General features: G+C 64.2%; 19 protein-coding genes. 6 read left to right on the top strand and 13 right to left on the bottom strand.

Annotation, left to right across the window (positions count from 1 at the left end):
* Positions 1-95 precede the first annotated feature (95 nt).
* Positions 96-1,526: a serine hydrolase gene (locus tag IVB05_RS42340; RefSeq protein WP_247782099.1), complete on the top strand. Its 1,431-nt coding sequence runs from the start codon at positions 96-98 to the stop codon at positions 1,524-1,526.
* Positions 1,527-1,633: 107 nt separating this feature from the next.
* On the opposite strand, the gene IVB05_RS42335 is transcribed toward IVB05_RS42340, so the two are convergent.
* Positions 1,634-3,004 (bottom strand): MmgE/PrpD family protein, encoded by a 1,371-nt coding sequence (locus IVB05_RS42335; protein WP_247782098.1) that lies wholly within the window; start codon positions 3,002-3,004, stop codon positions 1,634-1,636.
* A 135-nt stretch (positions 3,005-3,139) separates the two neighbouring features.
* Between IVB05_RS42335 and IVB05_RS42330 the strand changes: the two genes are divergently transcribed.
* A complete protein-coding gene (locus IVB05_RS42330) occupies positions 3,140-4,255 on the top strand; it encodes an FUSC family protein (protein WP_247787394.1) in 1,116 nt (371 codons plus the stop codon).
* 21 nt (positions 4,256-4,276) lie between these two features.
* Here IVB05_RS42330 and IVB05_RS42325 read toward each other — a convergent pair whose 3' ends face one another.
* From IVB05_RS42325 to rpsT, 9 genes are all read right to left on the bottom strand, one after another.
* Entirely contained in the window at positions 4,277-4,750 is a 474-nt protein-coding gene (locus tag IVB05_RS42325; protein WP_247782097.1) for a DUF2867 domain-containing protein, read from the bottom strand.
* Positions 4,747-6,156: an MATE family efflux transporter gene (locus tag IVB05_RS42320; protein ID WP_247782096.1), complete on the bottom strand. Its 1,410-nt coding sequence runs from the start codon at positions 6,154-6,156 to the stop codon at positions 4,747-4,749. Before IVB05_RS42320 ends, IVB05_RS42325 begins: the two co-directional genes overlap by 4 nt.
* A gap of 151 nt (positions 6,157-6,307) precedes the next feature.
* Complete coding sequence (gene murA, locus IVB05_RS42315) at positions 6,308-7,606, bottom strand: UDP-N-acetylglucosamine 1-carboxyvinyltransferase (protein WP_247782095.1); 1,299 nt, start codon at positions 7,604-7,606, stop codon at positions 6,308-6,310.
* A 14-nt stretch (positions 7,607-7,620) separates the two neighbouring features.
* The gene (gene gyrB, locus IVB05_RS42310) at positions 7,621-10,059 is read right to left on the bottom strand and encodes a DNA topoisomerase (ATP-hydrolyzing) subunit B (protein WP_247782094.1); all 2,439 of its coding nucleotides are present in this window, start codon (positions 10,057-10,059) and stop codon (positions 7,621-7,623) included.
* Positions 10,060-10,406: 347 nt separating this feature from the next.
* Positions 10,407-12,587, bottom strand: coding sequence for a hypothetical protein (locus tag IVB05_RS42305; protein WP_247782093.1), 2,181 nt, complete (start codon positions 12,585-12,587; stop codon positions 10,407-10,409).
* A gap of 124 nt (positions 12,588-12,711) precedes the next feature.
* Positions 12,712-13,851 carry a DNA replication/repair protein RecF gene (gene recF, locus IVB05_RS42300; protein WP_247782092.1) on the bottom strand — a complete coding sequence of 380 codons (1,140 nt, stop codon included), beginning with the start codon at positions 13,849-13,851 and terminating at the stop codon, positions 12,712-12,714.
* A 239-nt stretch (positions 13,852-14,090) separates the two neighbouring features.
* Positions 14,091-15,209: a DNA polymerase III subunit beta gene (dnaN, locus tag IVB05_RS42295; protein ID WP_247782091.1), complete on the bottom strand. Its 1,119-nt coding sequence runs from the start codon at positions 15,207-15,209 to the stop codon at positions 14,091-14,093.
* A gap of 265 nt (positions 15,210-15,474) precedes the next feature.
* Positions 15,475-16,905: a chromosomal replication initiator protein DnaA gene (gene dnaA, locus IVB05_RS42290; RefSeq protein ID WP_247782090.1), complete on the bottom strand. Its 1,431-nt coding sequence runs from the start codon at positions 16,903-16,905 to the stop codon at positions 15,475-15,477.
* A 1,335-nt stretch (positions 16,906-18,240) separates the two neighbouring features.
* A complete protein-coding gene (gene rpsT / locus IVB05_RS42285; protein WP_108512615.1) occupies positions 18,241-18,507 on the bottom strand; it encodes a 30S ribosomal protein S20 in 267 nt (88 codons plus the stop codon).
* Between the two features lie 372 nt (positions 18,508-18,879).
* On the opposite strand from rpsT, the gene IVB05_RS42280 reads away from it, so the two are divergent.
* The 4 genes from IVB05_RS42280 to IVB05_RS42265 all read left to right on the top strand — a co-directional run bounded on the left by IVB05_RS42280 (position 18,880) and on the right by IVB05_RS42265 (position 22,220).
* Entirely contained in the window at positions 18,880-19,197 is a 318-nt protein-coding gene (locus IVB05_RS42280; protein ID WP_247782089.1) for a hypothetical protein, read from the top strand.
* 126 nt (positions 19,198-19,323) lie between these two features.
* Positions 19,324-19,980: a peptide-methionine (S)-S-oxide reductase MsrA gene (gene msrA, locus IVB05_RS42275; RefSeq protein ID WP_247782088.1), complete on the top strand. Its 657-nt coding sequence runs from the start codon at positions 19,324-19,326 to the stop codon at positions 19,978-19,980.
* A 146-nt stretch (positions 19,981-20,126) separates the two neighbouring features.
* Positions 20,127-20,870 carry a polysaccharide biosynthesis/export family protein gene (locus IVB05_RS42270; protein WP_247787392.1) on the top strand — a complete coding sequence of 248 codons (744 nt, stop codon included), beginning with the start codon at positions 20,127-20,129 and terminating at the stop codon, positions 20,868-20,870.
* 342 nt (positions 20,871-21,212) lie between these two features.
* Positions 21,213-22,220 (top strand): tripartite tricarboxylate transporter substrate binding protein, encoded by a 1,008-nt coding sequence (locus IVB05_RS42265; protein ID WP_247782087.1) that lies wholly within the window; start codon positions 21,213-21,215, stop codon positions 22,218-22,220.
* A gap of 161 nt (positions 22,221-22,381) precedes the next feature.
* Here the strand turns inward: IVB05_RS42265 and IVB05_RS42260 are convergent, their stop codons facing one another.
* The 3 genes from IVB05_RS42260 to IVB05_RS42250 all read right to left on the bottom strand — a co-directional run bounded on the left by IVB05_RS42260 (position 22,382) and on the right by IVB05_RS42250 (position 24,248).
* Positions 22,382-23,056, bottom strand: a complete 675-nt coding sequence (locus IVB05_RS42260; RefSeq protein ID WP_247782086.1) for a dienelactone hydrolase family protein — start codon at positions 23,054-23,056, stop codon at positions 22,382-22,384.
* A gap of 62 nt (positions 23,057-23,118) precedes the next feature.
* A complete protein-coding gene (locus IVB05_RS42255) occupies positions 23,119-23,463 on the bottom strand; it encodes a hypothetical protein (RefSeq protein WP_247782085.1) in 345 nt (114 codons plus the stop codon).
* On the bottom strand, positions 23,460-24,248 hold the full coding sequence (locus IVB05_RS42250) for an alpha/beta fold hydrolase (RefSeq protein WP_247782084.1): 789 nt from the start codon (positions 24,246-24,248) through the stop codon (positions 23,460-23,462). Before IVB05_RS42250 ends, IVB05_RS42255 begins: the two co-directional genes overlap by 4 nt.
* Between the last annotated feature and the right edge of the window lies 1 nt (position 24,249).

Here is a 24,249-nt window from a genome sequence, read left to right as displayed (position 1 = left end):
TTTCGGCCAGCGCGAATTCCAAATCCGGCGAGCAGGCGGTGGCCGCTTCGCCATCGTGTCCGGCACGCGCTGATGCGTCATGCCGGAGGCCCCCTGTGAAACGACGAAATCTCATCCTCATCCTCGCCAGCACCACTGCGCTGAGCGTGCTCGCGCTAACGGCCGCCCGCGCCCGCGACGTGCCAAAAGTCGCGACCGGCTTCGTCGCCAACGTGGTCTGCACCGAGACCTTCGCCTCCGGCCTCGACCCCGCGCGCGTGTTCGCCGAGACCACTTCGGTGATGCCGGGCGTCGGGCTGATCTCCTGGGCGCTCGACTATCGCGTCGATCGCGCGCGCAAGGACGTCACGGTGACGCTGTTCGGCCTGGGCCGAAGCCACGCCGTCTACCGCGGCGAAGGTCTCGGCTGCTATCTCGATCACGGCGGTGCAGTCGCCGACATTTCGGTGCCAGCGCCCGATGCAAAGGCGGCGCTGCTGCCTGACATCGCCGGCCCCTCGATCGTCGCGCCGCAAACGCCGCAACTGGCTACCGCGCTCGACCGCGCCTTTGCCGAGCCGGACAAGTCGACGCCTCGCCACACGCGGGCGATCGTGGTCATGAAGGACGGGCGCGTCGTTGCCGAGCGTTATGCCGACGGTATCAGCATCGATACGCCGCTGCTCGGATTCTCCGCCACCAAATCGGTCATCTCGGCGCTCGCCGGCATCCTCGTGCGCAAGGGGGCGCTGAACCTGCACGAGCCGGTGCCGATTGTGACCTGGCAGGGCACCGGCGATCCAAGGCGGGCCATCACGCTCGATCATCTGATCCGCCACACGGCAGGACTGGCGCTCGGCAGCTCGTTGCAGGCGTCGCTGGCGTCCGCGCTGGAGCCTGTCAACCGGATGAAGTTCATGGAACCCGATATGGCGGCCTATGCGGAGAGCATGCCGCTGGAGTCAACGCCGGGCACCGCATGGAATTATCACGACGGCAACACCGTCATCCTCAGTCACGTGATCCGTCAGGCTTCGGGCGGCAGCGCGTCCAAAATGATGCGCTTCGCGCGGCAGGAATTGTTCGACCCGCTCGGCATGCACAACGTGACGCTCGAATTCGACGCATCGGGCAATGCGGAAGGATCGAGCCAGTTGCTGGCGAGCGCGCGCGACTGGGGGCGCTTTGGCCAGCTCTATCTCAATGACGGCACGGCCGGCGGAAAACGCATCCTCCCCGAAGGCTGGGTGAAATATTCGGCGACACCGACGCTGAACGCGTGGGTCGGCCAGGGCGCGGGCTTCTGGACCAATCTCGGCGACAGTTTTGGCGCGACCTACCGCACCGAGCGCGGCTGGCCGCGCGATGCGTTCTTTGCCAAGGGCACGGTCGGGCAATACGTCATCATCGTGCCCTCCGAGCGGCTCGTCATCGTCCGGCTCGGCCGTTCGCCGAACTGGCCGCCGCAAGCCGACGGCGTGTTCGACCTCGTGCGCGATGTGGTGGCGGCGACGGGGAGCAAAGGAAAGCTGGCAGTCAGCAATTGACGCGTAGCCCGGATGGAGCGAAGCGAAATCCGGGGGCGGTATGTCAGCGGATGGTCTGATCCCGGATTGCGCTTCGCTCCATCCGGGCTATGTACTTCAATCCGAGGTCACTGCCGCCCCAACTGCGTGGCCTTCTCGACGCGATCAAATCTCTCGAGGGAAAGGATCGCGTCGGCGAGCTGGTCGGCGCGGCCGTTCAGCACGGGGCGGGCGAGCGTGAGGAATTTTTGCTGCATCGCCTGCGCGTCCGGAAACGAATTCGGCTCGCCGGAGGGATCGGCATAGAGCCGCTCATGCACGCCGTCGTCGGTGGTGATGGAGACGCGCGCGCCGAAGGGGTGGGTGCGGCCGATCTCGAGGCGATCGTCCTGCACCACATCGAACTTGTCGGCGAGCGCGTTGACCGCGGCGTCGCCGAGCCGGTCGTAATCATCCCAGCCGAAGCTGCCCTGGTCGAGCGCCAGCGCGCCGGTGAAGAACATCGAAAACTGTCCGCCGACGATCGAGGTCGGGTGCCGCTTGGTGGCGGCGTCGCCGGTCAGCGTGATGCCGTTGCGGTGCAGGCCGATCTCGACGCGCTTTATCTGGTCCGGCGTCAGATTGTGCTCCCGCCGCATCGCGATCAGCGCATCCAGCGCCGCATGGGTATAGCGGCAGCTCGGATACGGCTTTACGCCGATCTTCAGCGTCTCATAGATCTTGCCGAGGCCGGCAACAGCCTTGTCGGGATGCGCGTCGTCGCTGTAGCCGACGAGGAGGCCATGCTTGCCCTCGACGGATTCGGTCGAGCCGACAAAATCGTTGCGCGCCAGCGTCGCTGCGATGACGCCGTTCATCGCAGCCGCCCCGACCTGGTAACGCTTGTTCCAAGCGCCGTTGACCAAAAACTGCAGCGAGCCCGCGGCCTGGCTGCCGGACACGCCGAACGCGGATATGATCTGGTCCTTCGACAGGCCGAACAATTTGCCCGCCGCCGCCGCCGCGCCATAGGTTCCCGCCGTCGCGGTCGGATGGAAGCCGCGCGCATAATGCGAGGTCGGATCGAGCGCGTTGCCGAGCCGGCAGCACACTTCATAGCCGGCAACGATCGCAGTCAGGACGTCGCGACCGGAGGCGCCGACCATCTCGCCGACCGCGAACGCCGCCGGCACCACGGGGGCGCTCGGGTGCAGCGAGGAGTCGGCATGCGTGTCGTCGAAATCAAGGGAATGGCCGAGCGCGCCGTTAAGGAGGGCGGCGACCGCGGGCGTCCAGGTTTTGCTGTCGCCGAACACGGTGGCCTCGCCCTTGCCGTCGAGCGCCAGCGCTTCCAACATTCCAAGCAGCGAGGGGGTGGATTCTGCATCGCGCCGGGCCCGGATCGCGCTGCCGAGGAAATCCAGCGTCAGCACCTTGGCGCGCTCCAGCACCTCCGGCGGGATGTCCGCAAATTTCAGGTTGGCGACATAGGCTGCGAGCGTTGCGGTTTCGTTGGCCATCGTGTTTCCTCGTTTTGCCGGGCAGGGTAGGCGGGCGGACTTGAGCTTTCAAGCCGTCTCCCCGTCGCGGGCATCAGCCATGCCTGGCGTTGTCTAGCACAGGCACAATGTGCAGATTCCGGAATGCGGCGCATGATGGCCTTCGCAAAACGCATGCTTGGATCGCTCCGCGGCCGCAAGACGCAACTGGCGCTGGCGGTCAGGCTCGCGGTTGCCGCGGTCGCGGCCTATGCAATCGCCCGAGCGCTGCATCTGATGCTGCCGCTATGGGCGGTGCTGACCTCGCTCATCGTCACCCAGATGAGCGTCGGCCGGTCACTGAAGGCGACCCGGGACTACATGCTCGGAACGATCGGCGGCGCGGTCTATGGCGGCGCCATTGCGATGCTGATCCCGCATTCCGGCGAAGGCGGCTTGCTGGCGCTGCTGGTGCTGGCGGTGGCGCCGATGGCTTTCATCGGCGCCATCAATCCCAGCCTGAGCGCCGCCACGGTGACGGCCGTGATCGTGCTGCTGGTCCCGGCCATGAACCACGCCAATCCGCTGGATTCCACGATCGACCGGTTGTTCGAGGTCGCCGTCGGCGCACTCACCGGGCTTGTGGTCTCATTCCTGGTGCTGCCGTCGCGGGCGGTCAGCCAGATCCGTATCAATGCAGCGCAGCTCCTGGAACTGCTGGCTGCCGCATTCGCCGAATTGCTTGCGGGACTGACGCGCGGGCTCGACAACGACGCCCTGCACCGTATCCAGGATGGGATCGGCACGGCGATGGCGAGCCTCCATGCGACCGGGCTGGAAGCCGAGCGCGAGCGCGCGACGCACCTGTCGTCGGGACCCGATACCGGCCCCTTGTTGCGCACCATCCAGCGCCTGCGCCACGATGTCGTGATGATCGGGCGCGCCAGCGTGGTGCCGCTGCCGGCCAATGTGCAGGCAAGGCTGGCGCGGCCACTGTCCGATGTCAGCAACGCGATCGTCGACTATATGCGCGCGGCGGCTGTATCTCTGCGAAGCGGCAGCGGCGCCGTGGACATTCGGCCCGTCGATGCGGCTCTGCAGGCCTATGCCGCGGAAGTCGCCTCGCTGCGAAGCGAGGGCCTGATCCGCGGCGTGCCCGTCGACGTCGCGGAGCGGTTTTTCGCGCTCGGGTTTTCGCTGGAGCAGATGCGGCAGAATTTGAACGATCTCGACCGGTGCCGTGCCAACTGGTGCGAGACCGCGGCCACGACAGCGGCGGGTGCGAAGAGTTAGCCGATCCAGTTAGCTAGCGTCTCAGCCCCCGACTTGACGCAGCAGGGCCGGCACGATCAGCCGGTGAAACGGCTTGATGATTGCGAGATAAGTCCGGCCGAGCCAGTTGTGTGTCAGCACTAGCGTCGTCGCGGTGACCTGCCTGACACCGCCCGGCGCGGTCACGTCCACCACAACGCGAAAATCCAGATGCCTGTCGTTGAAGCCGGCGATAAGCCGATCCGGCGTTTCGCTGACGATCGGAAATATCCCGATCATGTCTCTCGGCGCGGCAAGGCCTGCACCCGACGTCTTCAGCCCCAGCGGCGCCACAAGGAGATTTCGCAACGACAAAAGCGCCTCGGCCCATCGCGGCTGACGCGCCATCATGCGCTCCGCCGCGCGCCTTGCATCGAGCTCGCGATCGCCGATTTCAATTCGGAAGGCGTCGGCGAACTGCGCGCCGGACAGCAGCGCATCGGCATCGACGGCAGGTGCAACTTCGCGGACTTTCATCGGAAGCCAAGCTTGCTCGTGAGCCCGCGGAAGCGCAAGACCAGCAGCACGGCATAGACCGCAGTTCCGATCGACAGCCCGATCCACACGCCGATGGCGCCTGACGGCGTCCAGAAGCCGAGCCAGCAGGCGCAGGCGAAACCGATCAGCCAATAGCTGAGGATTGCGAACAACAGCGGCACGCGCGTGTCGTTCATGCCGCGCAACGAGCCGGCGGCGACGGTCTGGATGGCGTCGACGATGAAGAAGGTCGATCCGACCAGCAGCAGCGTCGCGGAGAGTTCGGCTGTCGCGTCGGTGCTTTCGCCCAGGAATATCTCTGCAATGCCAAAGCGGCTGACGATCACGGCGATCGTCAGAACCGCGACGAGTACGATGCCGAGCCAGGTGGCAACGTAGCCGGCGCGCCGGACTGCGCCCGCGTCGCCACGGCCGATAGCGTGGCCGACCCGCACGGTGGCGGCCATGCCTATGCCGAACGGCACCATGTACAGGATGGCGGCGACCTGCAGCGCGATCTGGTGCGCCGCCAGCGCCGTCGTGCTGATCACGCCCATCAAGAGACCGGCGGCGCCGAACAGGCCGTATTCGAGCAGGAACGAAAGGGAGATCGGCGCGCCGATGACGATGAGCTGCCGCATCAGCCGCATCAGCTTCCAGTCGACGCGCCAGAAATGACCGAGCACGTGATACTTCCGGAACGGCCGCCGACGCGTGGCAAACCACAGGCCCGCCAGGAACGTGCCGAGATTGACGATGGAGGTCGCAAGTCCCACACCGAACAGGCCGAATTCCGGCAGGCCGACCGCGCCATACAGCAGCATATAGACCAGCCCCGCGTTGGCCGGAATCGCGGCCAACGTGATCCACAGGATCGGCTCGGGGCGGTTGACCGCGCTCATGAAGCCGCGGATGGCCATGAACCACAGCGCAGGCAGGATGCTCCATGTCAGGCCCAACAGATATTGCTGGGCGAGATGGGCAGTCGTCGGCGCCTGGCCCAGCATCAGCAGGATCTGTTCGCCGCGGAACGAAAGCGCCATCATCGGCAGCGACATCAGGAGCGCGGCCCACATGCCGACGCGCAGCGAGCGCCGGATCAGATGCGGATTGCGCGCGCCAAATGCCTGCGCAGCCAAGGGTGCTACGGCGGATACCAGGCCCATGCCGAAGGTGAAGCTGACAAAGAAGACGGTATGCGCCAGCGCGGCGGCCGCCATGGCTTCGCTGCCGAGGCGGCCGATCAGGGCGATGTCGGTCGTCATCATCGCGATCTGCCCAAGCTGCGTCAGCGCAATCGGCACCGCCAACTTCAGCGTCTCGGAGAGTTCGAGCGCGAGATGACGTCCGGGCACCGCTGTTGAAGCGGGCGGCGCGACCGATTTGGTTTCGACTTTTTCGAGCATTGCAACGGACTAGATTCTTTTTTGACGCGTTTTCTACCGCAGATAAGTCTACGCAATCTGCGTAAACTTGATTGCTACGCGAACCGGGATCCACTTCGCTCGAAAACGCTATACCACTGACGAAGGTCAGAAAAGTGACGGCGCCTGGGGTCTAGCCACCGTCTCGTGCCGGCACGCGGGTGATTTTTGCGCCAAGCGCATTGAGCCGCTCCTCGATGCGTTCATAACCGCGCTCGATCTGGTCGGCGTTGTTGATTGTGCTGGTGCCCTCGGCAGCCACCGCCGCCAGCAGCATGGCCATGCCGGCGCGGATGTCGGGAGAGATCATCGCCGCGCCGCGCAGTCGGCTCGGGCCGGCCACGATCGCGCGATGCGGATCGCACAGCACGATGCGCGCGCCCATCGAGATCAGCTTGTCCACGAAGAACATCCGCGACTCGAACATTTTCTCGAACATCAGGATCACGCCGTCGCATTGCGTGGCGGTGACGATCGCAATCGACATCAGGTCGGCCGGGAAGGCCGGCCAGGGCTGGTCTTCGAGTTTCGGCACATGGCCGCCGAAATCGTCGTGGATCTTCATGGTCTGGCCCGAGGGCACCACAAGGTCGTCGCCCTCGACGCCGCAGACGATGCCGAGCCGCTCAAAGCCCATCCGGATCGAACGCAGATGCTCGACGCCGGCTTTCGCGATGCGCAGCGGCGAGCGCGTCACCGCGGCGAGCCCGATCAGGGAGCCGACCTCGATATGGTCGGGCTGGATCGAATAGCTCGTGCCGCCAAGCGTCGCCGGACCGTGCACGATGATGGTGTTGGTGCCGATGCCCTCGATCTTCGCGCCGAGCGCGACCAGGAAATGCGCGAGGTCCTGCACATGCGGCTCGGAGGCGGCGTTGCGTAAGAATGTGGTGCCGTGGGCGGCGACGGCTGCGACCAGCGCGTTTTCGGTGGCGGTGACGCTGGGCTCGTCGAGGAACACGTCGGCGCCCTTCAGCCGGCTGGCGCGGAATTCCAACCGGTGCGTCGCGGTGACGGTGGCGCCCAACTGTTCGAAGGCGAGGAAATGCGTGTCGAGGCGACGGCGGCCGATGACGTCGCCGCCGGGCGGCGGCAGCGCCACCTCGCCGCAGCGGGCGAGCAGCGGTCCGGCCAGCAGGATCGAGGCGCGGATCCGCGCGCAGAGTTCGGGATCGAGATCGGCGGCGCTGATATCCTTGGCGTGGATCGCAAGCGTATTGCGTGCTGTCCATTCGGCGGATGCGCCGACCGAGCGGATCAGCTCGACCAGCGTTTCGGTGTCGCGGATGCGCGGCACGTTTTCCAGCGTGACGGGATGCTCGGTGAGCAGGGCGGCGGCGATGATCGGCAGCGCAGAGTTCTTGTTGCCGGACGGCTCGATGGTTCCCGCGAGCCGGTGGCCGCCTTCAACGATGTATTGAATGGGCGGCACGGGCGCGTCCTGCCTTACACGTCGACATTGGCGCTGAGCGAATTATCCTGGATGAATTCGCGGCGCGGCTCGACCACGTCACCCATCAGCTTGGTGAAGATATCGTCGGCTTCGTCGACCTCCTTGATCTTCACCTGCAGCAGCGAACGCTCGTTGGTGTCGAGCGTGGTTTCCCAGAGCTGGCCGGGGTTCATTTCGCCGAGACCCTTGTAGCGCTGCAACGCCACGCCCTTGCGGCCGGCGTCGGTCACCGCCTCGAACAGGCTGACCGGCCCGTGAATTGAGGTTTCGGCATCCTTGCGGCGCAACACTCCGGTCGTCTTCGGATAGGACTCCTGAAGTTTAACGGCGTAGTCGTCGAGCTTGCGCGCGTCGGCGGAGCCGAGCAGGGCGTCGTCGATGATGGCGACGTCCTTGACGCCGCGGATGGTGCGCTCGAAGGCGAAGCCCTCGCCTTCGGTGAAACGGCCGACCCAGCCGCGCTCGACCTCGTCGGCCAGCGCATCGAGGCGCCTGGCGATGTAATCGGCGGCGGCATTGGCGGTGGCGACGTCGCTGGTGATCTTCGGGCTCAGGACGCCGGCAATCGCCGCCTGCTCGACCACCTTGCGGTTATAGCGGCTGTGCAGATTGTTCAGGATGCCGCGAATGATGCGCGCGTCTTCCACCAGCGACAGCAGGTCGCGGCCGGCGCGATCCGAACCCGACGCCGGCTTGAAGACGCAGTCATCGAGGCCGGTTGAGATCAAATAATCTTCCAGCGCGCGCTCATCTTTCAGGTACTGCTCGGACTTGCCGCGCGTCACCTTGTAGAGCGGCGGCTGCGCGATATAGAGGTGGCCGCGGTCGATCAGTTCGCGCATCTGCCGGTAGAAGAAGGTCAACAGCAGCGTGCGGATATGGGCGCCGTCGACGTCGGCGTCCGTCATCACGATGATCTTGTGATAGCGCAGCTTGTCGGCCGAGAAGTCGTCGCTGATGCCGGTGCCGAGCGCGGTGATCAGCGTGCCGATCTGCTCGCTTGACAGCATCTTGTCGGTGCGGACGCGCTCGACATTGAGGATCTTGCCGCGCAGCGGCAGCACGGCCTGGAATTCGCGGTTGCGGCCCTGCTTGGCGCTGCCGCCTGCCGAGTCGCCCTCGACGATGAACAGTTCCGACTTGGCCGGGTCTTTCTCCTGGCAGTCGGCGAGCTTGCCGGGCAGCGAGGAAATGCTGAGCGGGCTCTTGCGGGTCAGTTCGCGCGCCTTGCGGGCGGCTTCGCGCGCGGCGGCGGCCTGGATCACCTTGCCCACGATGACTTTCGCTTCGGCGGGATGCTCCTCGAACCACGCGGCAAGCGCCTCGTTGAGGACGTTCTCGACGACCGGACGCACTTCCGAGGACACCAGCTTGTCCTTGGTCTGCGAGGAGAATTTCGGGTCCGGCACCTTTACCGAAAGCACGGCGGTGAGGCCTTCGCGGCAATCGTCGCCGGTCAGCGCGATCTTTTCCTTTTTCGCATTGGCCTCGGCATAGCCGTTGACCTGGCGTGTCAGCGCGCCGCGGAAACCGGCCAAATGGGTGCCACCGTCACGCTGCGGGATGTTGTTGGTGAAGCACAGCACATTCTCATGGTAGCTGTCGTTCCACCACAAAGCGGCCTCGACGCCGATGTCGTTCATTTCGGCCCGAACCATGATCGGGGCAGGCACCATCGCCTTCTTGTTGCGGTCGAGATATTTGACGAATTCCTCGACGCCGCCGTCGTAACGCATCGCCTCGCGCTTCTCGACCGCGTGGCGCATGTCTGACAGCACGATATTGACGCCGGAATTCAGGAACGCGAGTTCGCGCAGGCGATGCTCCAGCGTCGGGAAATCATATTCGACGTTGGTGAAAGTCTCGGTGGATGCAAGGAAGCTCACTTCGGTGCCGCGCTTGCCATTGGCATCGCCGACGACCTTGAGCGGGGCGACCGCATCACCGTGCGCGAATTCGATGTAGTGCTCCTTGCCGTCGCGCCAGACGCGAAGCTGCAGTTTGCTGGACAGCGCGTTGACGACGGAGACGCCGACGCCGTGCAGACCGCCGGAAACCTTGTAGGAGTTCTGGTCGAACTTTCCGCCGGCGTGCAACTGGGTCATGATGACCTCGGCCGCGGAGATGCCTTCGCCCTTGTGAATGTCGACCGGAATCCCGCGGCCGTCGTCGCGCACCGTCACCGAACCGTCGGCGTTGAGGATGACTTCGACCGCGGTGGCGTGGCCCGCGAGCGCTTCGTCGATCGCGTTGTCGACGACCTCGTAGACCATGTGGTGCAGACCGGAACCATCATCGGTGTCGCCGATATACATGCCCGGCCGCTTGCGCACGGCGTCGAGCCCCTTCAGCACCCGGATCGATTCCGCGCCATATTCGACCGGAATGGGATGCTCAGTTTCGGCAGGAGTCTGCCGGGCAGGTTCTGTCATGTGAGGCCTTCGCGGGTGTCCCGAATCAGCTGCGCAATATGAGGCGCTGATTGATCTATTTGTGCCATGAAAGAGGCATCGCGCCTAGCGCAATCTCTCAGTCAACAAGTCATTGAATAGATGGCGATTTTTTACCCTTTTTCAAGGTCTCCAAAGGCCGATTCCGGCAGCTTCAAAAAGCGCGATTCGGAGCTTGATTCTGCACCCTCGAGGGCCGGTTTTAGACCCGCCGCGCGAAGCAATGGCGGACCGCCGCGGACCTGCTGGAGAAGGCGCCGCGGGCGACTGTCGCAATCCCGGGTTGCCCGGCGAGGGCGCCTGCGGTCAAGCCGCGATAGCGGCCTGCATCAATACATCTGCAACGGCAGCACGTCGCCGCCGGGCCCGATCATCACGCCCCAGGTATCGCCGGCGCCGATCTCGATCTGGTTATTGCGCGCCTGCCCGCCCGCGATCTTCAGCGCGTACTGGTATTTGCCCGGCGGCAGATCGATCATCGGGGGTCTTGGCGATCGGGGTCCCCCGGCGCCGGCCGCAACCTTGATCGTCTGCTTGTTGATCGAGACCATGGCTTCACTGGTGCCGAGATTGCCGAACATCAGTTTGGACTGGCCCGGCTTTGGCACGACGTCCGCCGTGGCGGCGGCGGCCGGATATTTCTGCGCGAGAACGACGGAAGTCTCGCCGTTACGGCGGCCGAGTTTCAGCGTCGCCGGTCCGTCGGGCGAGGTGAACGCCAGTTGCACCTGGTCCGGCTTCACGACGGCGCCTTCCGCGGTCTCCTGCCAGCCACGCTTGCCGAGTTCGCTGCGGTAGAAGACCAGCACCGAATTGAGTGTGGCGGGAACGCTGGCCTCGAGCTCCCTGCGGAACGGTGCGTCGCTGCCGGGCATCTTTCCGGTTCCAATCGTGCGCATGGTGCGCTGCTTCGGCACCGGCAAAACCGAGTCGGCTTCGGCTTCGAGCGCCTCGTCCGTCGCCTTGCTGGCGGGTTCGTTGCTTTCTTTCGCGCCAGCTGCGCCTGACTTGGCAGCGATCCTGGCGTTTGCCATCACGAGCCCCGATCCATCGGCGCTGACTCTTACTTTGGGACCCATCTGCATAGCGGTTAAGGACACCGACTTGCCGCCCTTGGAAAATTCCATCACTGCCATATTGGTTTGATTGATGATCGAGGGCTTCTCCTTCCAGCCCTGCGAGGTCAGCGAGCCGCGGTAGAACGCGGCGACTGCCCTCACGCTGGAGGAGGAGTTGAATTCGAGCCTGCCGTCGGCGCCGTCGAACTTTATTGCTTCCGCGTTCTCCGGCAATGGCACCGGGGTCGAGCTGTCGGCAAGCGCGCGCAGGGGTGCATCCGACAGATTGGCGGCCTGCGCAACCCGCCGCACTTCGTCGGCCGCGATCACCTGCCTGGCCATGACAGCGGCATCCTTCATGAACTTCTCGTCGGCTTCCTTCTTCGCCCTGGCGCGCGCGGCCAGGGTCGCTTCCTTCACCTGCGTGACGAGACTGACGACGGTCAGATCGTATTTGCGCCCGAGCGTCAGCGTCGCCGATTGTTCGGCGGACGAGAATTTCAGGGTGACGTGGTCAGGCGTGACGACCGCGCCGCTCGTCTCCTCGGCCCAGCTTCGGCTTGCGAGTTCGCGGCGATAGAACGCGAGCGTTGCGGGAAGCTCGGCGATGACGGCGACCTCCATCTCGCGGCGGACGGAGTCGGTACCGCCGGAACTCTTCGCGGTCCTGGTCGGTTTTGGTCGCGGCAGGCCGGCCATTTCGGAATCGGCCTCCAGCGTCTCCGGGAGTGTGAACGGCGCGACCCGGATTTCCACGCCGGTCCTGCCGTCGTCGCGGCGTAGCAGCGTCAGCATGATCGGCCGCTGCCGGTAGAAGCCATCGCCGTCGTCATGGCTGTAGTAGGCGCGGACGCCGTTCTGGACCGTCTCGGTGAGCTCCGCATTGGGCCAGCGTGCCGTCGCATCACTGGCGGAGAGCGGCTTCCAGCCGATCGCAGCCATCTCCTTGCGGAAGAAATCGAGCGCCGCGTCGAGCGCGAGCGGCGCGATGCAGCCGAGATAGGGCCGGTTCTGGTCGAACACGATATCGGTCGCATCGAGCGGGAAGGGCAGATTCGCGGTGATCCGATCGGCGGTGTAATTCACCACCGACTGGTCGGGCCGCCCGAGGCCTTGCGAGAACGAAACGCGCAGTCCGTGCTGAGCCTTCTTGAAAGTCAGGGAGGTGCTCTTCTCGTCGAGGGGGCGCGCATATTGAATCCAGCCGTCGGCGGCGAGCAGCTTTTTGGTGGCCGAGCTCGAAAGTGCGACCACGGTCGGAACGCTGTAACTCATGCTGTAGGATTGTGTGCGCGAGGAATCTTCGACGGCGCCTTCCAGGCGCGGCAGCGCGCGGACGTCCACGATGCCTTTGTCGGCTTTCGCCGCAAGCGGTGCGCCGACAGCAAGCAGGAAGATCAGCGGCAGCAGGCGTTTTCCGGCCGGGACGATCCCGCGCGCGATCTCAGGCATTTTCGTCTCCGGTATTTGCTGGCGGATTGGCCGCAGGACCGCAATGGCCGCGGCGTCGCTGACGCCATTTCCGAAAACTAGTCGCGCCGGCGCAGGAATAGGTTCAAACCGGGCCCATATGGGGTCAACCGCGACGGCTCACCTGGCCCGATTCCACGTCGAAAATCTCGCCGCCGGCGCCGATGTCGACGAACGCGGCGGGGTCGGCGCCGGTCATCCAGACCTGCGCGCCGAGTTTCGCGAGTTCATCGAACAGCGCCTTGCGCCTGTTGGGGTCGAGATGCGCCACGACCTCGTCGAGCAGCAGCAGCGGCACGATGCCGGTCATTTCGGCGACCAGCGTGGCATGGGCCAGCACCAGCCCGATCAGGAGCGCCTTTTGCTCGCCGGTGGAGGCGTCGCGCGCCGGCATGTTTTTGGGCGCGTAGACCACCTGCAGATCGGTGAGGTGGGGACCATCCAGCGTCCGGCCGGCTGCGGCGTCGCGCGCGCGGCCGGCGCGCAGGATCTCGCGGTAACGATCCTCCACTGACGTCCCGGACTCGTTGACCAGCGCGTTTTCCATCCAGCCGTCGAGCATGATCTGCGCCGACGGAAAGGCCGAAGCTTGCCCACGTTCGCGCAGCATCGCCGCCAGTCGTGTCACCGTCTGGCCGCGGGTGGCGGCGACGGCGACCGCAAGCTCGGCGGTTTCGCGTTCGATCGCGTCGCACCAATGGTCGTCATAGTTGCGCACTTCGAGCAGGCGGTTGCGCGAGCGCAACGAGCGCTCCAGCGCGGAGACGCGGCTGGAATGCTCGCTGTCGATCGCCAGCACCAGCCGGTCGAAGAAGCGCCGCCGTTCCGAAGCCGCGCCGAGAAACAGCCCGTCCATCGCGGGCGTCAGCCACACCATGCGCAAGTGATCGCCGAACGCAGTTGCCGAGTTCACGGGCTCGCGGTCGATCCGGCAGCGCCGGCTGGTTGACGCCGCCTCCGCGGCGGGCGCATCGATACCGGTGCCGAGCGTGGCAAGCCCGAGCGCACCCTCGACCTCGGCCGACACCGCCCAGGAACCGTCGCCCTGATTGTCGGCGACATCCTCCAGCGTCGCGCGCCGCAGGCCGCGCCCCGGCGACAGAAACGAGATCGCCTCCAGGCAATTGGTCTTGCCGGCGCCGTTCGGCCCCACCAGCACCACAACATCCCCACGCGCCTGCACGCTCGCCGCGCGATAGTTGCGGAAGTGCGTGAGGGACAGGCGTTGGATGCGGGAAGGGGTCATGCCAAGTTGTCATTGCCGAGGAGTCGGAAAAGTGGCGGCAACTTCTGTCGTCATCATCCGCCTTGTGCGCAATTGCGCACTGGAGCGGATGATTCAGTACGCCGAGCTGCTCGATTTTATCACTGGCGCTGGCGATTACTGGATACCCGCCTTCGCGGGTATGACAGCTGCATTCTTGTCAGGCACCATCCTCTCCCCCAAGGGGAGAGGGAAGGTTAGTGCGCGTGTCGCCAGAAGCCTCACACCCGCATCGGCATCAGCACGTAGAGCGCGCCTTTATTTTCCTTGTCCTGCACCAGCGTCGGCGAGCCGGGATCGGCGAGGCGCAGCACGGCGACTTCGCCTTCGATCTGGGCGGCGATGTCGAGCAGATAGCGCGAGTTGAAGCCGATATCGAGGGCGTCGGAGGCGTATTCGACTTCCAGTTCCTCGGTGGCGCTGCCGGAATCCGGGTTGGTCACCGACAGCACCAGCTTGCCCGAAGACAATGCGAGCTTCACCGCACGGCCGCGCTCGCTGGAAATGGTCGAGACGCGGTCTACCGCAGCCTCAAAATCCTTCTTGTCGACGATCAGTTCCTTGTCGTTGTTCTGCGGAATGACGCGGCCGTAATCCGGGAAGGTTCCGTCGATCAGTTTCGAGGTCAGCACGACGTTGCCGAGGGTGAAGCGGATCTTGCCCTGCGAGAGTTCGATTTTGACTTCGGCCTCATTGTCCTCGATCAGCCGCTGCACCTCGCCGACCGTCTTGCGCGGCACGATCACGCCCGGCATGCCGGTGGCGCCGCTTGGCAGCGGCAGGTCGATCTGTGCCAGCCGATGTCCGTCGGTCGCTACCCCGCGTAGCGTTGCCGCCTTGGCGCTGCCGGCCGTGTGCAGATAGATGCCGTTGAGATAATAGCGGGTCTCTTCGGTCGAGATCGCAAACTGCGTGCGGTCGATCAGGCGCTTGACGTCGGCAGCCGCCAGCGCGAACGAATGCGTCATGTCGCCGGCGGCAAGGTCCGGAAAGTCGCTTTCGGGCAGGGTCTGCAGCGTGAAGCGCGAGCGGCCGGCGCGGATCGCCAGCACCGCACGGTCGCCGTCGGCTTCCAGCACGATCTGCGCGCCGTCGGGCAGTTTGCGGACGATGTCGTAAAACATATGCGCCGGCACGGTGGTGGAGCCGCCGGTCGCGGTTTCCGCCGCCAGCGTTTCGGTCACCTCCAGGTCGAGGTCGGTCGCCTTCAGCGACAGCCTGGCGTTTTCGGCGCGGACCAGCACGTTGCCGAGAATAGGGATGGTGTTGCGGCGCTCGACCACACGATGGACGTGGCCCAGCGATTTCAGCAGTTGCGCGCGTTCGACGGTGACCTTCATTGCAATATCCGCCAGAGATGGAAAAGCCGGGCGGCCCGTAAAGGCAGCGCCGCGGCATTGGAAACCCGAAAAGCCGGATCAGGATCGGATTTGATCAAACCCCCGGGGGGACCGCAAGGTGGCGCGGATGGCCCGCCGGTGCAAGGGAGACAGCCCCCCGTTCCCCACCTTTGCGGCAGAAAATAGCGGCAGAAAAAAATTCTCCCACCCCTGGGAGCAGGGGAGGGAGAGGTTGGGGAGGAGGCAGGTGCTGTTCCTGTTGCCGCTATTCCTGCAATTGCCGCTTGAGCGACTCGACTTCTTCGGACAGCGCGGTATCCCGGGCCACCAGTGCCTCGATCTTGCGCACGGCGTGAAGCACCGTGGTGTGGTCGCGTCCGCCGAACCGGCGGCCGATCTCGGGCAGCGAACGCAGCGTCAGCGTCTTCGCCAGATACATCGCGACCTGACGCGGCCGGACGACGTTGGCGGTCCGCCGCGAGGACAGCAGGTCCGAACGGCTGACATTGTACTGCCGGGCGACCACCCGCTGGATGTCCTCGATCTTGATCCGCTTCGGTTCCTGCGGACGGATCAGGTCGCGGACCTCGCGCTCGGCCATTTCCAGCGTCACCGGCTGATTGTTCAGCTTGGAGTGGGCGAGCAGGCGGTTGATGGCGCCTTCGAGGTCGCGGCCATTATGGGTGATGGTGCGCGCCAAATAATCCAGCACCGCTTCCGGCACGTCGAAGCTTGCGTGATGCGCACGTGCAGCCGCCACGCGCGACTTCAGGATTCCGAGCCGCAGTTCTTCGCCGAGCGAGCCCATCTCCACGACGAGGCCACCCGCCAGCCGCGAGCGCACGCGATCGTCGAGGCTCTCGAGATCGGACGGCGGGCGGTCGGCGGCGATCACCACCTGGCGGCCGGCATCGATCAGCGCATTCAGCGTGTGGCAGAACTCGGCCTGGGTCGATTTGCCCTGCAGGAACTGCAGATCGTCGATCACGAGCACGTCGATGCCGCGCAGCGCCTCCTTGAATGCCAGCGCCGTCTGCGTCTTCAGCGCGGCGACGAAGCCGTACATGAATTTCTCGGCGGTGAGATAGAGCACCTTGCGCTCGCTCCCCGAATTGCCGGCCCACGTCACCGCCTGCAGCAGGTGGGTTTTGCCGAGGCCGACGCCGGCGTGAATGTAGAGCGGGTTGAACATCACGGGATCGCCGCGGCGTCCTTCGGCGACCTGGCGCGCGGCTGCATGGGCCAGCGTGTTGGAGCGGCCGATCACGAAGCTTGCAAACGTCAGGCGCGGGTCGAGCGGCGAGCCGCCGAGGGCATCATGGCTGGCGGATACCGGCGCCGTCGCAGTCGCACGCAATTCCGGCGCGGGCCGGCCATTGGCCTGCTCGGTGCGGCGTTGATCGGCCGGTGCGGTGACTTCCTTGGCGGGCGCGGCGCAGCGCATTGCGGTCCGCACGGTGAGATCGATCCGGTGCACTTCCGGCATCTCGGCCTGCCAGCAGGTCAGGACACGGTCGGCATAGTGCGCCTGGATCCAGCTCTTGAGGAACCGGGTCGGAACCGACAGGTGCACGCTTTCGTCCTGCACGCCTTCCAGGTCCATGCGCGCAAACCAGCTCGTGTAGACATCCTCGCCCACACTCGTCCGCAATCGTCCCTTCACGCGCGACCAGCGATCCTGTTCCATATTTGTCATTGCCTGAGAACTTTTCTGAAAGAGTAATGGTATTTGGGAAATCGGCTGGCGGGTTGCCTTGCAGGTTTCCTGCCAGACGTGACCTCGACGCGGAGCTTCAGCCACCAGACAAGGATCGAGCGTTCGGCGGAATCGCCGTTGCTTAAATCAAAGGCTGGATGGAGTGAGAGGCTACCGCGAGGTCAGCGCGTACTCGCCGGTCTAGCCGGAGTTCGCGTGGGAGGACGACCGAAAACGTCGTCCAGGGACTCAGAAGCGGTCTCGATGGAAAAGAGCGTGCCGAATGTCGCGTTGATTCCGTAAAGCATAGTACCTCCCCCTCTCACCGCGAGAACGCGCGGCGAGCAATCACATCACCAGTGTTTTCAAAGCCAGTCTGCTGCTACCGAACATCCGCTTGTCCGACCGCTGCGCCGCCGCGTATCTCAGTCTGTCGTCTTCAACACGTTCACGATCTCCGCGTTCCAAATCGTTGCATCGTTGGCAAGCATCTTGTCCCCTTGTCGTATTCCCCTTGTCCGGAGCGCGCTGAACGCGAGCGCCACGCCGGGAAATTTAGACACAGAACAACCACTCTCATATTGCTATGAGTTATCAACTCAGCTTCGCTTGGAAAGCGTCGCTAACGCGCACACCGCCGCCGATTTGCACGTCCGCTCTTGGGTCTCATACCGCGCTGGTCAGGAGAGCCTTGAACGTCGCGAACGAGTAACAAATACACCAAGCGCGATTTCTGACAATCCGTGATTCGACGTCGCTGCCCGACTCTTCGACGGTGTTGCAACACTGCAATTGCGAAACTCCACACCAAGTTTTTGAATCCGCGCGCAGAATCGCGCGGCACCGACATGCGTGACAGTTTTCGCTGCACTCGCAAAATTTTTTAAGAAACCGTTACAATCGTGGTTACCGGGACCAGTTTTCAAAATGCTTGTGCTCGCTATGTGGATAAGTGATTAGCGAGACGAAGTTTTTCGGAATTGTTTTTCAGGGTAACCCAGCGCGGCAGTGATGCGGGCAGAAGAAGCTGGCGTCGGATCGGCCAGCCGTAGCGCTCAAGCTTCTCGCACATGCGCACGACAACGCTGGTGCAACAAACGGCACCTCGTAAAACTACGGGCGTTAGAAATGTGACACGTAAGGCGGTGCTCAGCAATGGGACAATTGAATTGTCACAGTCAATCCAGGGCACGCAGTTCAGCGTGAACCCGAAATGCAACAGGGTGCACGCGCGTGGCGAGATGGATTTTCGGGATCATGCTCGCACGCCAGCATGATCGAAAAAACAAAAGCCCGGCGAGGCCGGGCTTTTGACGAAAATCTATTTCTGTCAGTTCACTTCGCGAGCTTGGCGATCGCGTGCGTCAGGCGCGACACCTTCCGGCTCGCATTGTTCTTGTGAATGATGTTGCGCTGTGCGGCTTGCATCAGTTCCGGTTCCGCGTGCTTCATCGCCTTAAGTGCCGCCTCGCGATCGCCGCTCTTGATCGCCTCCTCGACGGTGCGCACCGCGCCACGCATCTGCGTGCGGCGCGACTTGTTGACGATGGTGCGGCGGGCAATCTTGCGGGTCGCCTTTTTGGCGGAAGTGGTATTGGCCATGTTCTCAACTATCCTTCGGCTGTCATCGCTCGGGTGGTCGGGCTTGAGCGCGCCGGCCGTTCAAATTGCGTGATCGACGCTGGTTGTGTTTTCCAGGGTGTTCTGACGTAGCCGTTCTTGAGGATGCCATGGACGGAAGCCAAAATGCCCCCGAAGTCGGCGCTGCTCAAAGAACAGCGGCGGCGGGATTGCGCCCGCCGCCATTGGGGGTCTTATAGAGGGCGAGTCCTGCACCGTCAACGCTTTCCGCCCTCCCCGAAAGGCTGGGAGGAGGGCGGAAATGGGCGCGTAAGGTGCTGATGAGGTTGAATTTCCGGGGTGCCCCCGGTATTGGCTGACGGCCTTTTGGGGGCGATAGATATAAGGTGACGCATGATCCGCGGTTTTTTCCGGCTAATCGGCCTGCTGCTCCTGGCCGGCGGATTCATCTTCATGGTCTATGACGGCGCCCGTTTCGTCGCCGACCAGACCCTGCGGTTCACCCGGTTTGGCCAGTTCTGGAACGACATTCATCAGTCCAGCCAGCTTGCGTTCCGGACCTGGGTCGAGGGTACCGCGCCCTGGCTCTGGAACAGCGTGATCAAGGTCCTCCTCGATCAGCCGGTTTTCGCCGTGCTGGGCGTGGTCGGCATTCTGCTCATGATCCTGTTCCGGCCCCGCAAGCCGCTGATCGGCTATTCGCGGGACTGACCCGGCCCGCCCGCCCTCGGAGCGCGGCGTAACGGGGCTGCGGTATCCGGCGTAAAGACATATATAGAGGTCCGACCGGCCGGCGCCGTTGTTGCGTTCGCCGATGTCCCCGCCTGGAGGTATTCCATGTTGTTCATGCGCAAGACCACCGCGTTGCCGAGTGCAGCCGAAGCGCTGCCGGGCCGTGCCAGCCCGATACCGACCGCCACCATGCATTTCGTCAACGGCCGCAAGCTGCAGCCGCCCTATCCCGCAGGCCTCGAGCAGGCGGTGTTCGGCCTCGGCTGTTTCTGGGGCGCGGAGCGCAAGTTCTGGGAACTCGGTGACGGCATCCATGCGACCGCCGTCGGCTATGCCGGCGGACATACCCCCAATCCGACCTATGAAGAGGTCTGTTCGGGCCGCACCGGTCATACCGAAGTGGTGCTGGTCGTGTTCGATCCGAAGAAGATCTCCTACGAGCAGCTCCTGAAGACGTTCTGGGAAAATCACAACCCGACGCAGGGCATGCGCCAGGGCAACGATGTCGGCACCCAGTATCGCTCGGCGATCTACACCTTCGGCGATGCGCAGCGCCAGGCCGCCGATGCGTCGAAGGCGATGTACCAGGAGGCGCTGGCGGCGAAGGGGCTCGGCACCATCACCACCGAGGTCGCGCCATCGGACGAATTCTATTTCGCCGAGGACTATCATCAGCAATATCTCGCCAAGAACCCTGCGGGCTATTGCGGATTGGGCGGCACCGGCGTGTCGTGCCCGATCGGGGTCGGCGTGACCGCCTGATCGGCCGCCTCCTTGTTTCCTCGCTCCGCAAGCACGGGGCGAGGCGTCTCATTCGCTCTACCCCTGATCGCAAAACACCCTTTGTTAACCATACCCGGTGCAAGACTAAAGCTGTCTCGCTTTAAGGGATGGCTCCGGTGCGGGTTGTGCGCGCGTTTCGAATACCGATCACTGCGATCATCACCGCGCTCGCTCTGTCGGGCTGCATGCGCACGACCGGGCCGGTCGCGGTCGCGCCGCAAGGCGATCTCGATTCAATGGCCTATGGCCAGCCTAACGGCCCGCCGCCGCAGGCGGTCGTGGTCGAGTCCGGCGGCGGCGCCATCGGCGCGCTTCGCGCTGCCTTCGCCTCGGCACCACGCGCAGCACCACCACCCGTTATCATTGCCGCCCCCGTGGCCTATGTCGAACCCATGCCGGTGCGATACGACGCGGCCTATCATCTCGATGCCGGGGACAAGCTGCGCGTCGTTGTCTATGGCCAGGAAGGCCTAACCAACACCTACGCGATCGACGCCGGCGGCTCGATCACGATGCCGCTGATCGGTTCGGTGCCGGCGCGCGGCCGGACCACGGCGGGACTGGCGGCGCAGATAGCTGCGAAACTGCGCGCCGGCTTCATCAGGGACCCGTCGGTCGCGGTGGAGATCGAGGCGTATCGGCCGTTCTTCATTCTCGGCGAGGTCGCAGCGCCCGGGCAATATCCGTACGTACCCAACATGACGGTGGAGAGCGCGGTGGCGATCGCCGGCGGCTTTTCGCCGCGCGCCCGCCGCGATAGCGTCACGGTCACTCACACCGATGCGTCGGGAACGGCGCGCTTCGTCGTTCCGCCCGGCAGCCCGATCAGTCCCGGCGACACCGTGCTCGTCAGCGAGCGCTGGTTCTAGGGCGTGACGCCTCTTCATCGATCCGTCATCTGAGCGGGCTGTTTTCTTGAGCAGTTGCGTCAGGCAAATGCCGCGCATTTGACCAAGAAAATTCATCATCCATTTCGCACAGCGGTTCTGCATCTAACTTGCAGTGGCGTACATACGGCTTCGCACGTGTCTGGAAGTCTCGTTGACGCCCGGTACATCGGTGTCGAACCGCTTTGGTTGCGATAAATTAGCGCTATGCGCTGTCCGCATCCGAAACCTTATTCCAAGTTGCAATGCAGCGATGTAGAAGAGCGTCGTCAGATCTAGGCGCGTCGGTTTGTCGGTTAAGTGCCTGCAATCCGGAGTATGACCATGAACTATCATTTGCCGGTTCGCGCGGTGCGCGCGGCGACTGCGGCAGCGTTGCTCGTTTCCATCGCCGCGACCGCTTTGTGTGCCTCTTCGCATCAGGCATCGGCGGCGGATCCCTACCCGAGCCGGCGCATCACCTTCGTCGTGCCCTATCCGGCGGGCGGCGCCACCGACGTCCTGGCCCGTTTGCTTGCCAACAAATTGCAGGAGTCCTGGAAGCAGCCCGTCGTCGTCGAGAACAAGTCGGGCGGCGGCGGTGTGATCGGCAACGACAACGTCGCCAAGGCGCAGCCTGATGGTCATACCGTGCTGATTGGCATTACGCAGATCATTCAGGCGCCGAGCCTTGTTGCGAAGCTGCCCTACGATGTCTTCAAGGATCTTGCGCCTGTCACCCAGATCGCCTTGTCGACCATCGTTCTGGTGGTCCCCGAGCAACAGCCGATCAAGTCCGTCAAGGAACTGATCGATTATGCCAAGGCGAACCCCGGCAAGCCTTATGGCACCTTCGGCAACGCCACGACGTCCCACCTCTACGGCGAATTGCTCAAGAAGACCGCCAATATCGACATGACCCATATCCCCTATCGCGGCTCGGCTCCTCTCACGAACGACTTGCTCGCTAACACGGTTACCTCGGCGTTCCAGGACCTGACCACGGCGAGCGCGCAAATCAAGGCGGGCAAGCTCAGGGCGCTGGCGGTGGGCGGCGAGAAGCGCAGGACCGCGTTGCCCGACGTGCCGACGATGGGCGAACTCGGTTACCCCGGCTTTGAAATCGAAGGCTGGCTCGGCGTGTTCGTGCCCGCCGCAACGCCCAAGGAGATCGTGAAGAAGCTTTCGGACGAACTCGCCCGCATCATCGCCTCGCCCGAGGGCGTTGCCGGGATCGAGACGCTCAGCCTCGTGCCGGTGGGTGGATCGGCGGAAACGTTCGAGAAAGTCCTGCGCCGCGACTCCGAGAAATGGGCCGATGTCGTGAAGGCAACCGGCGTCAAGGGCGAGTGAGGCGGGACGAAAGCGTCCGCTGATAGTGATACTCCGGCTGTCGCCGCCTCGTCATTCCGGGGCGTGCGATAGCACGAGCCCGGAATCCATACTCGCGATCGTGGTTATGGATTCCGGGCCTGCGCTTCGCGCATCCCGGAATGACGGCGGAGAAGTTCGCCTTATCTCTTTAGATGCTTCGCGAAAAACCCCAGGCTGCGTGGCCAGGCGATATCGGCGCTGGCCTTGTCGTAGCTTGCGCGTTCGTCGCAGTGAAAGCCGTGCTGCGCGCCGGGATAGATATGCACTTCGACCTCGGGCCGCTTGGCCTTGATGGTCTCGACATCGGTCTGCGGAATGCCCGCATCCTTTTCGCCGAAATGCAGTTGCGTCGGCACTTGCGGCTTGTCATCGGCAAAGCGGACGACGGCGCCGCCGTAATAGCCGATGGCCGCTGACAGGCCCGACAGCTTGGTCGCTGCCGCATAGGCGATGCTGCCGCCGAGGCAGAAGCCGATGATGCCGATCGGGCCGACATCCTTCACAGCATCGATCGCGGCCTGGGTATCCCGCAGCATCGCGGGCCAATCGGGATTGGCGATGAACTTTCGCGCGGTCGCAATCTCGTCAGGCGAATAGCCGCACTGGAAGTCCGGCTGGGTGCGATCGAAGATCGACGGCGCAATCGCGACATAGCCTTCGCCCGCCAGCCGGTCGCACACCGAGCGGATATGGTGATTGACGCCAAAAATCTCCTGGATCACCACGATGGCCGCTTTCGGCGTGCCCGAAGCATCGGCGCGATAGCCGCCCAGTTTGAAACCGTCCGAAGCCGTCAGTTTGATATCCTGTCCCACGGGTCATCCCTTCTTGTTTTGGGTCGCACGAAGTCGGTTGCGTGAATTTGCGGAGCCGAGAGCTACTGCCACATCCAGTTGTGGCCCCAGTCGCCCTTCCAGCCGGCGAGCCTGCCCTTGCGGAACTGCAGAAACAGCCGGTCCTTCTTGTAGAACAATCCGCTGCCGCCGATGTTGCGGAAGGTGAGGAAGATTTCGTTGCCCGGACGGCCGCTGACATACTGCAGCGGGGTGCCGAGCGCACGCGCGGCTTCGTCGGCGTCCATCCCGAACGCCAGCGGCGTGTTGTTCGACAGCGTTTCGGTGAAAGGCGGAGGGTAAGGGCCGCCGATCGGCGGCAGTTTTTGCGCGGCAGCTTGCGTAAAGCTGCCTGCGATCAGGGCCAGGACCACAACGGCTGTTTTCATGATGCGGCTTTCTGCGTCGCCTTGGCATCGAGGCCGTCGAGGAACGGCAGCACGGCATCGATAAACGCCTGCGGCTGGTCGATGTTGACGGCGTGGCCGGCAGCCGGGATCACCACTTTCTGCGCGCCGGGAATCTTGGCGGCCATGTAGTCGGAGGCGGCGAGGAACGGCGTGTCGTCGGCGCCGACCACGATCAGCGACGGCACCTTGATATCGGGCAGGGATTCGATCACGCGGGCATCGCGCTGGGTGAGCATGCCGCGCGCGGCGCGCGCCAGTCCCGACGCGTCGCGATGGGTGACGCTGGAGCGCTCCCGGCTGGCCGATTTCAGAACCTCCAGTCCCTCGCGCTCGAAGCGGTCGCCGGTATCATGCGCGCGCTTGTTCCAGACCTCGCGGGCCTCGTCCTTTTTGAAGCCCGGGCCGGTGTCGATGATCAGGAGCGCGCGGACACGCTCCGGATGGGCGCGGTAGAACGCCAGCGACATGTAGCCGCCGAGCGAGAGCCCGCCGACGATCGCCTGCTCGGCGCCGACGGCGTCGAGCAGCGCCGCCATGTCGTCAACCGTCAGCGCCTCGCTATAGGCCGAGGTATCCTCGGGGTAACCGGACTGGCCGTGGCCGCGCATGTCCCACAACACGAGCTTGTGATGCTTCGACAGGGCTGCGATCTGGCCCTGCCACATCCCACTGGTCGACGAATAGCCGTGGGTCAGCAGCAGCGGTGGGCCGGAGCCGTGAACTTCGTAGTAGATGCGGACTCCGTCACGATTGATTGTCGGCATG

The organism is Bradyrhizobium sp. 170, from assembly GCF_023101085.1.
Classification (GTDB): Bacteria; Pseudomonadota; Alphaproteobacteria; order Rhizobiales; family Xanthobacteraceae; genus Bradyrhizobium.
Note: the sequence above shows the minus strand (reverse complement) of the source record. Positions and strands in the feature narration are given on the sequence as shown.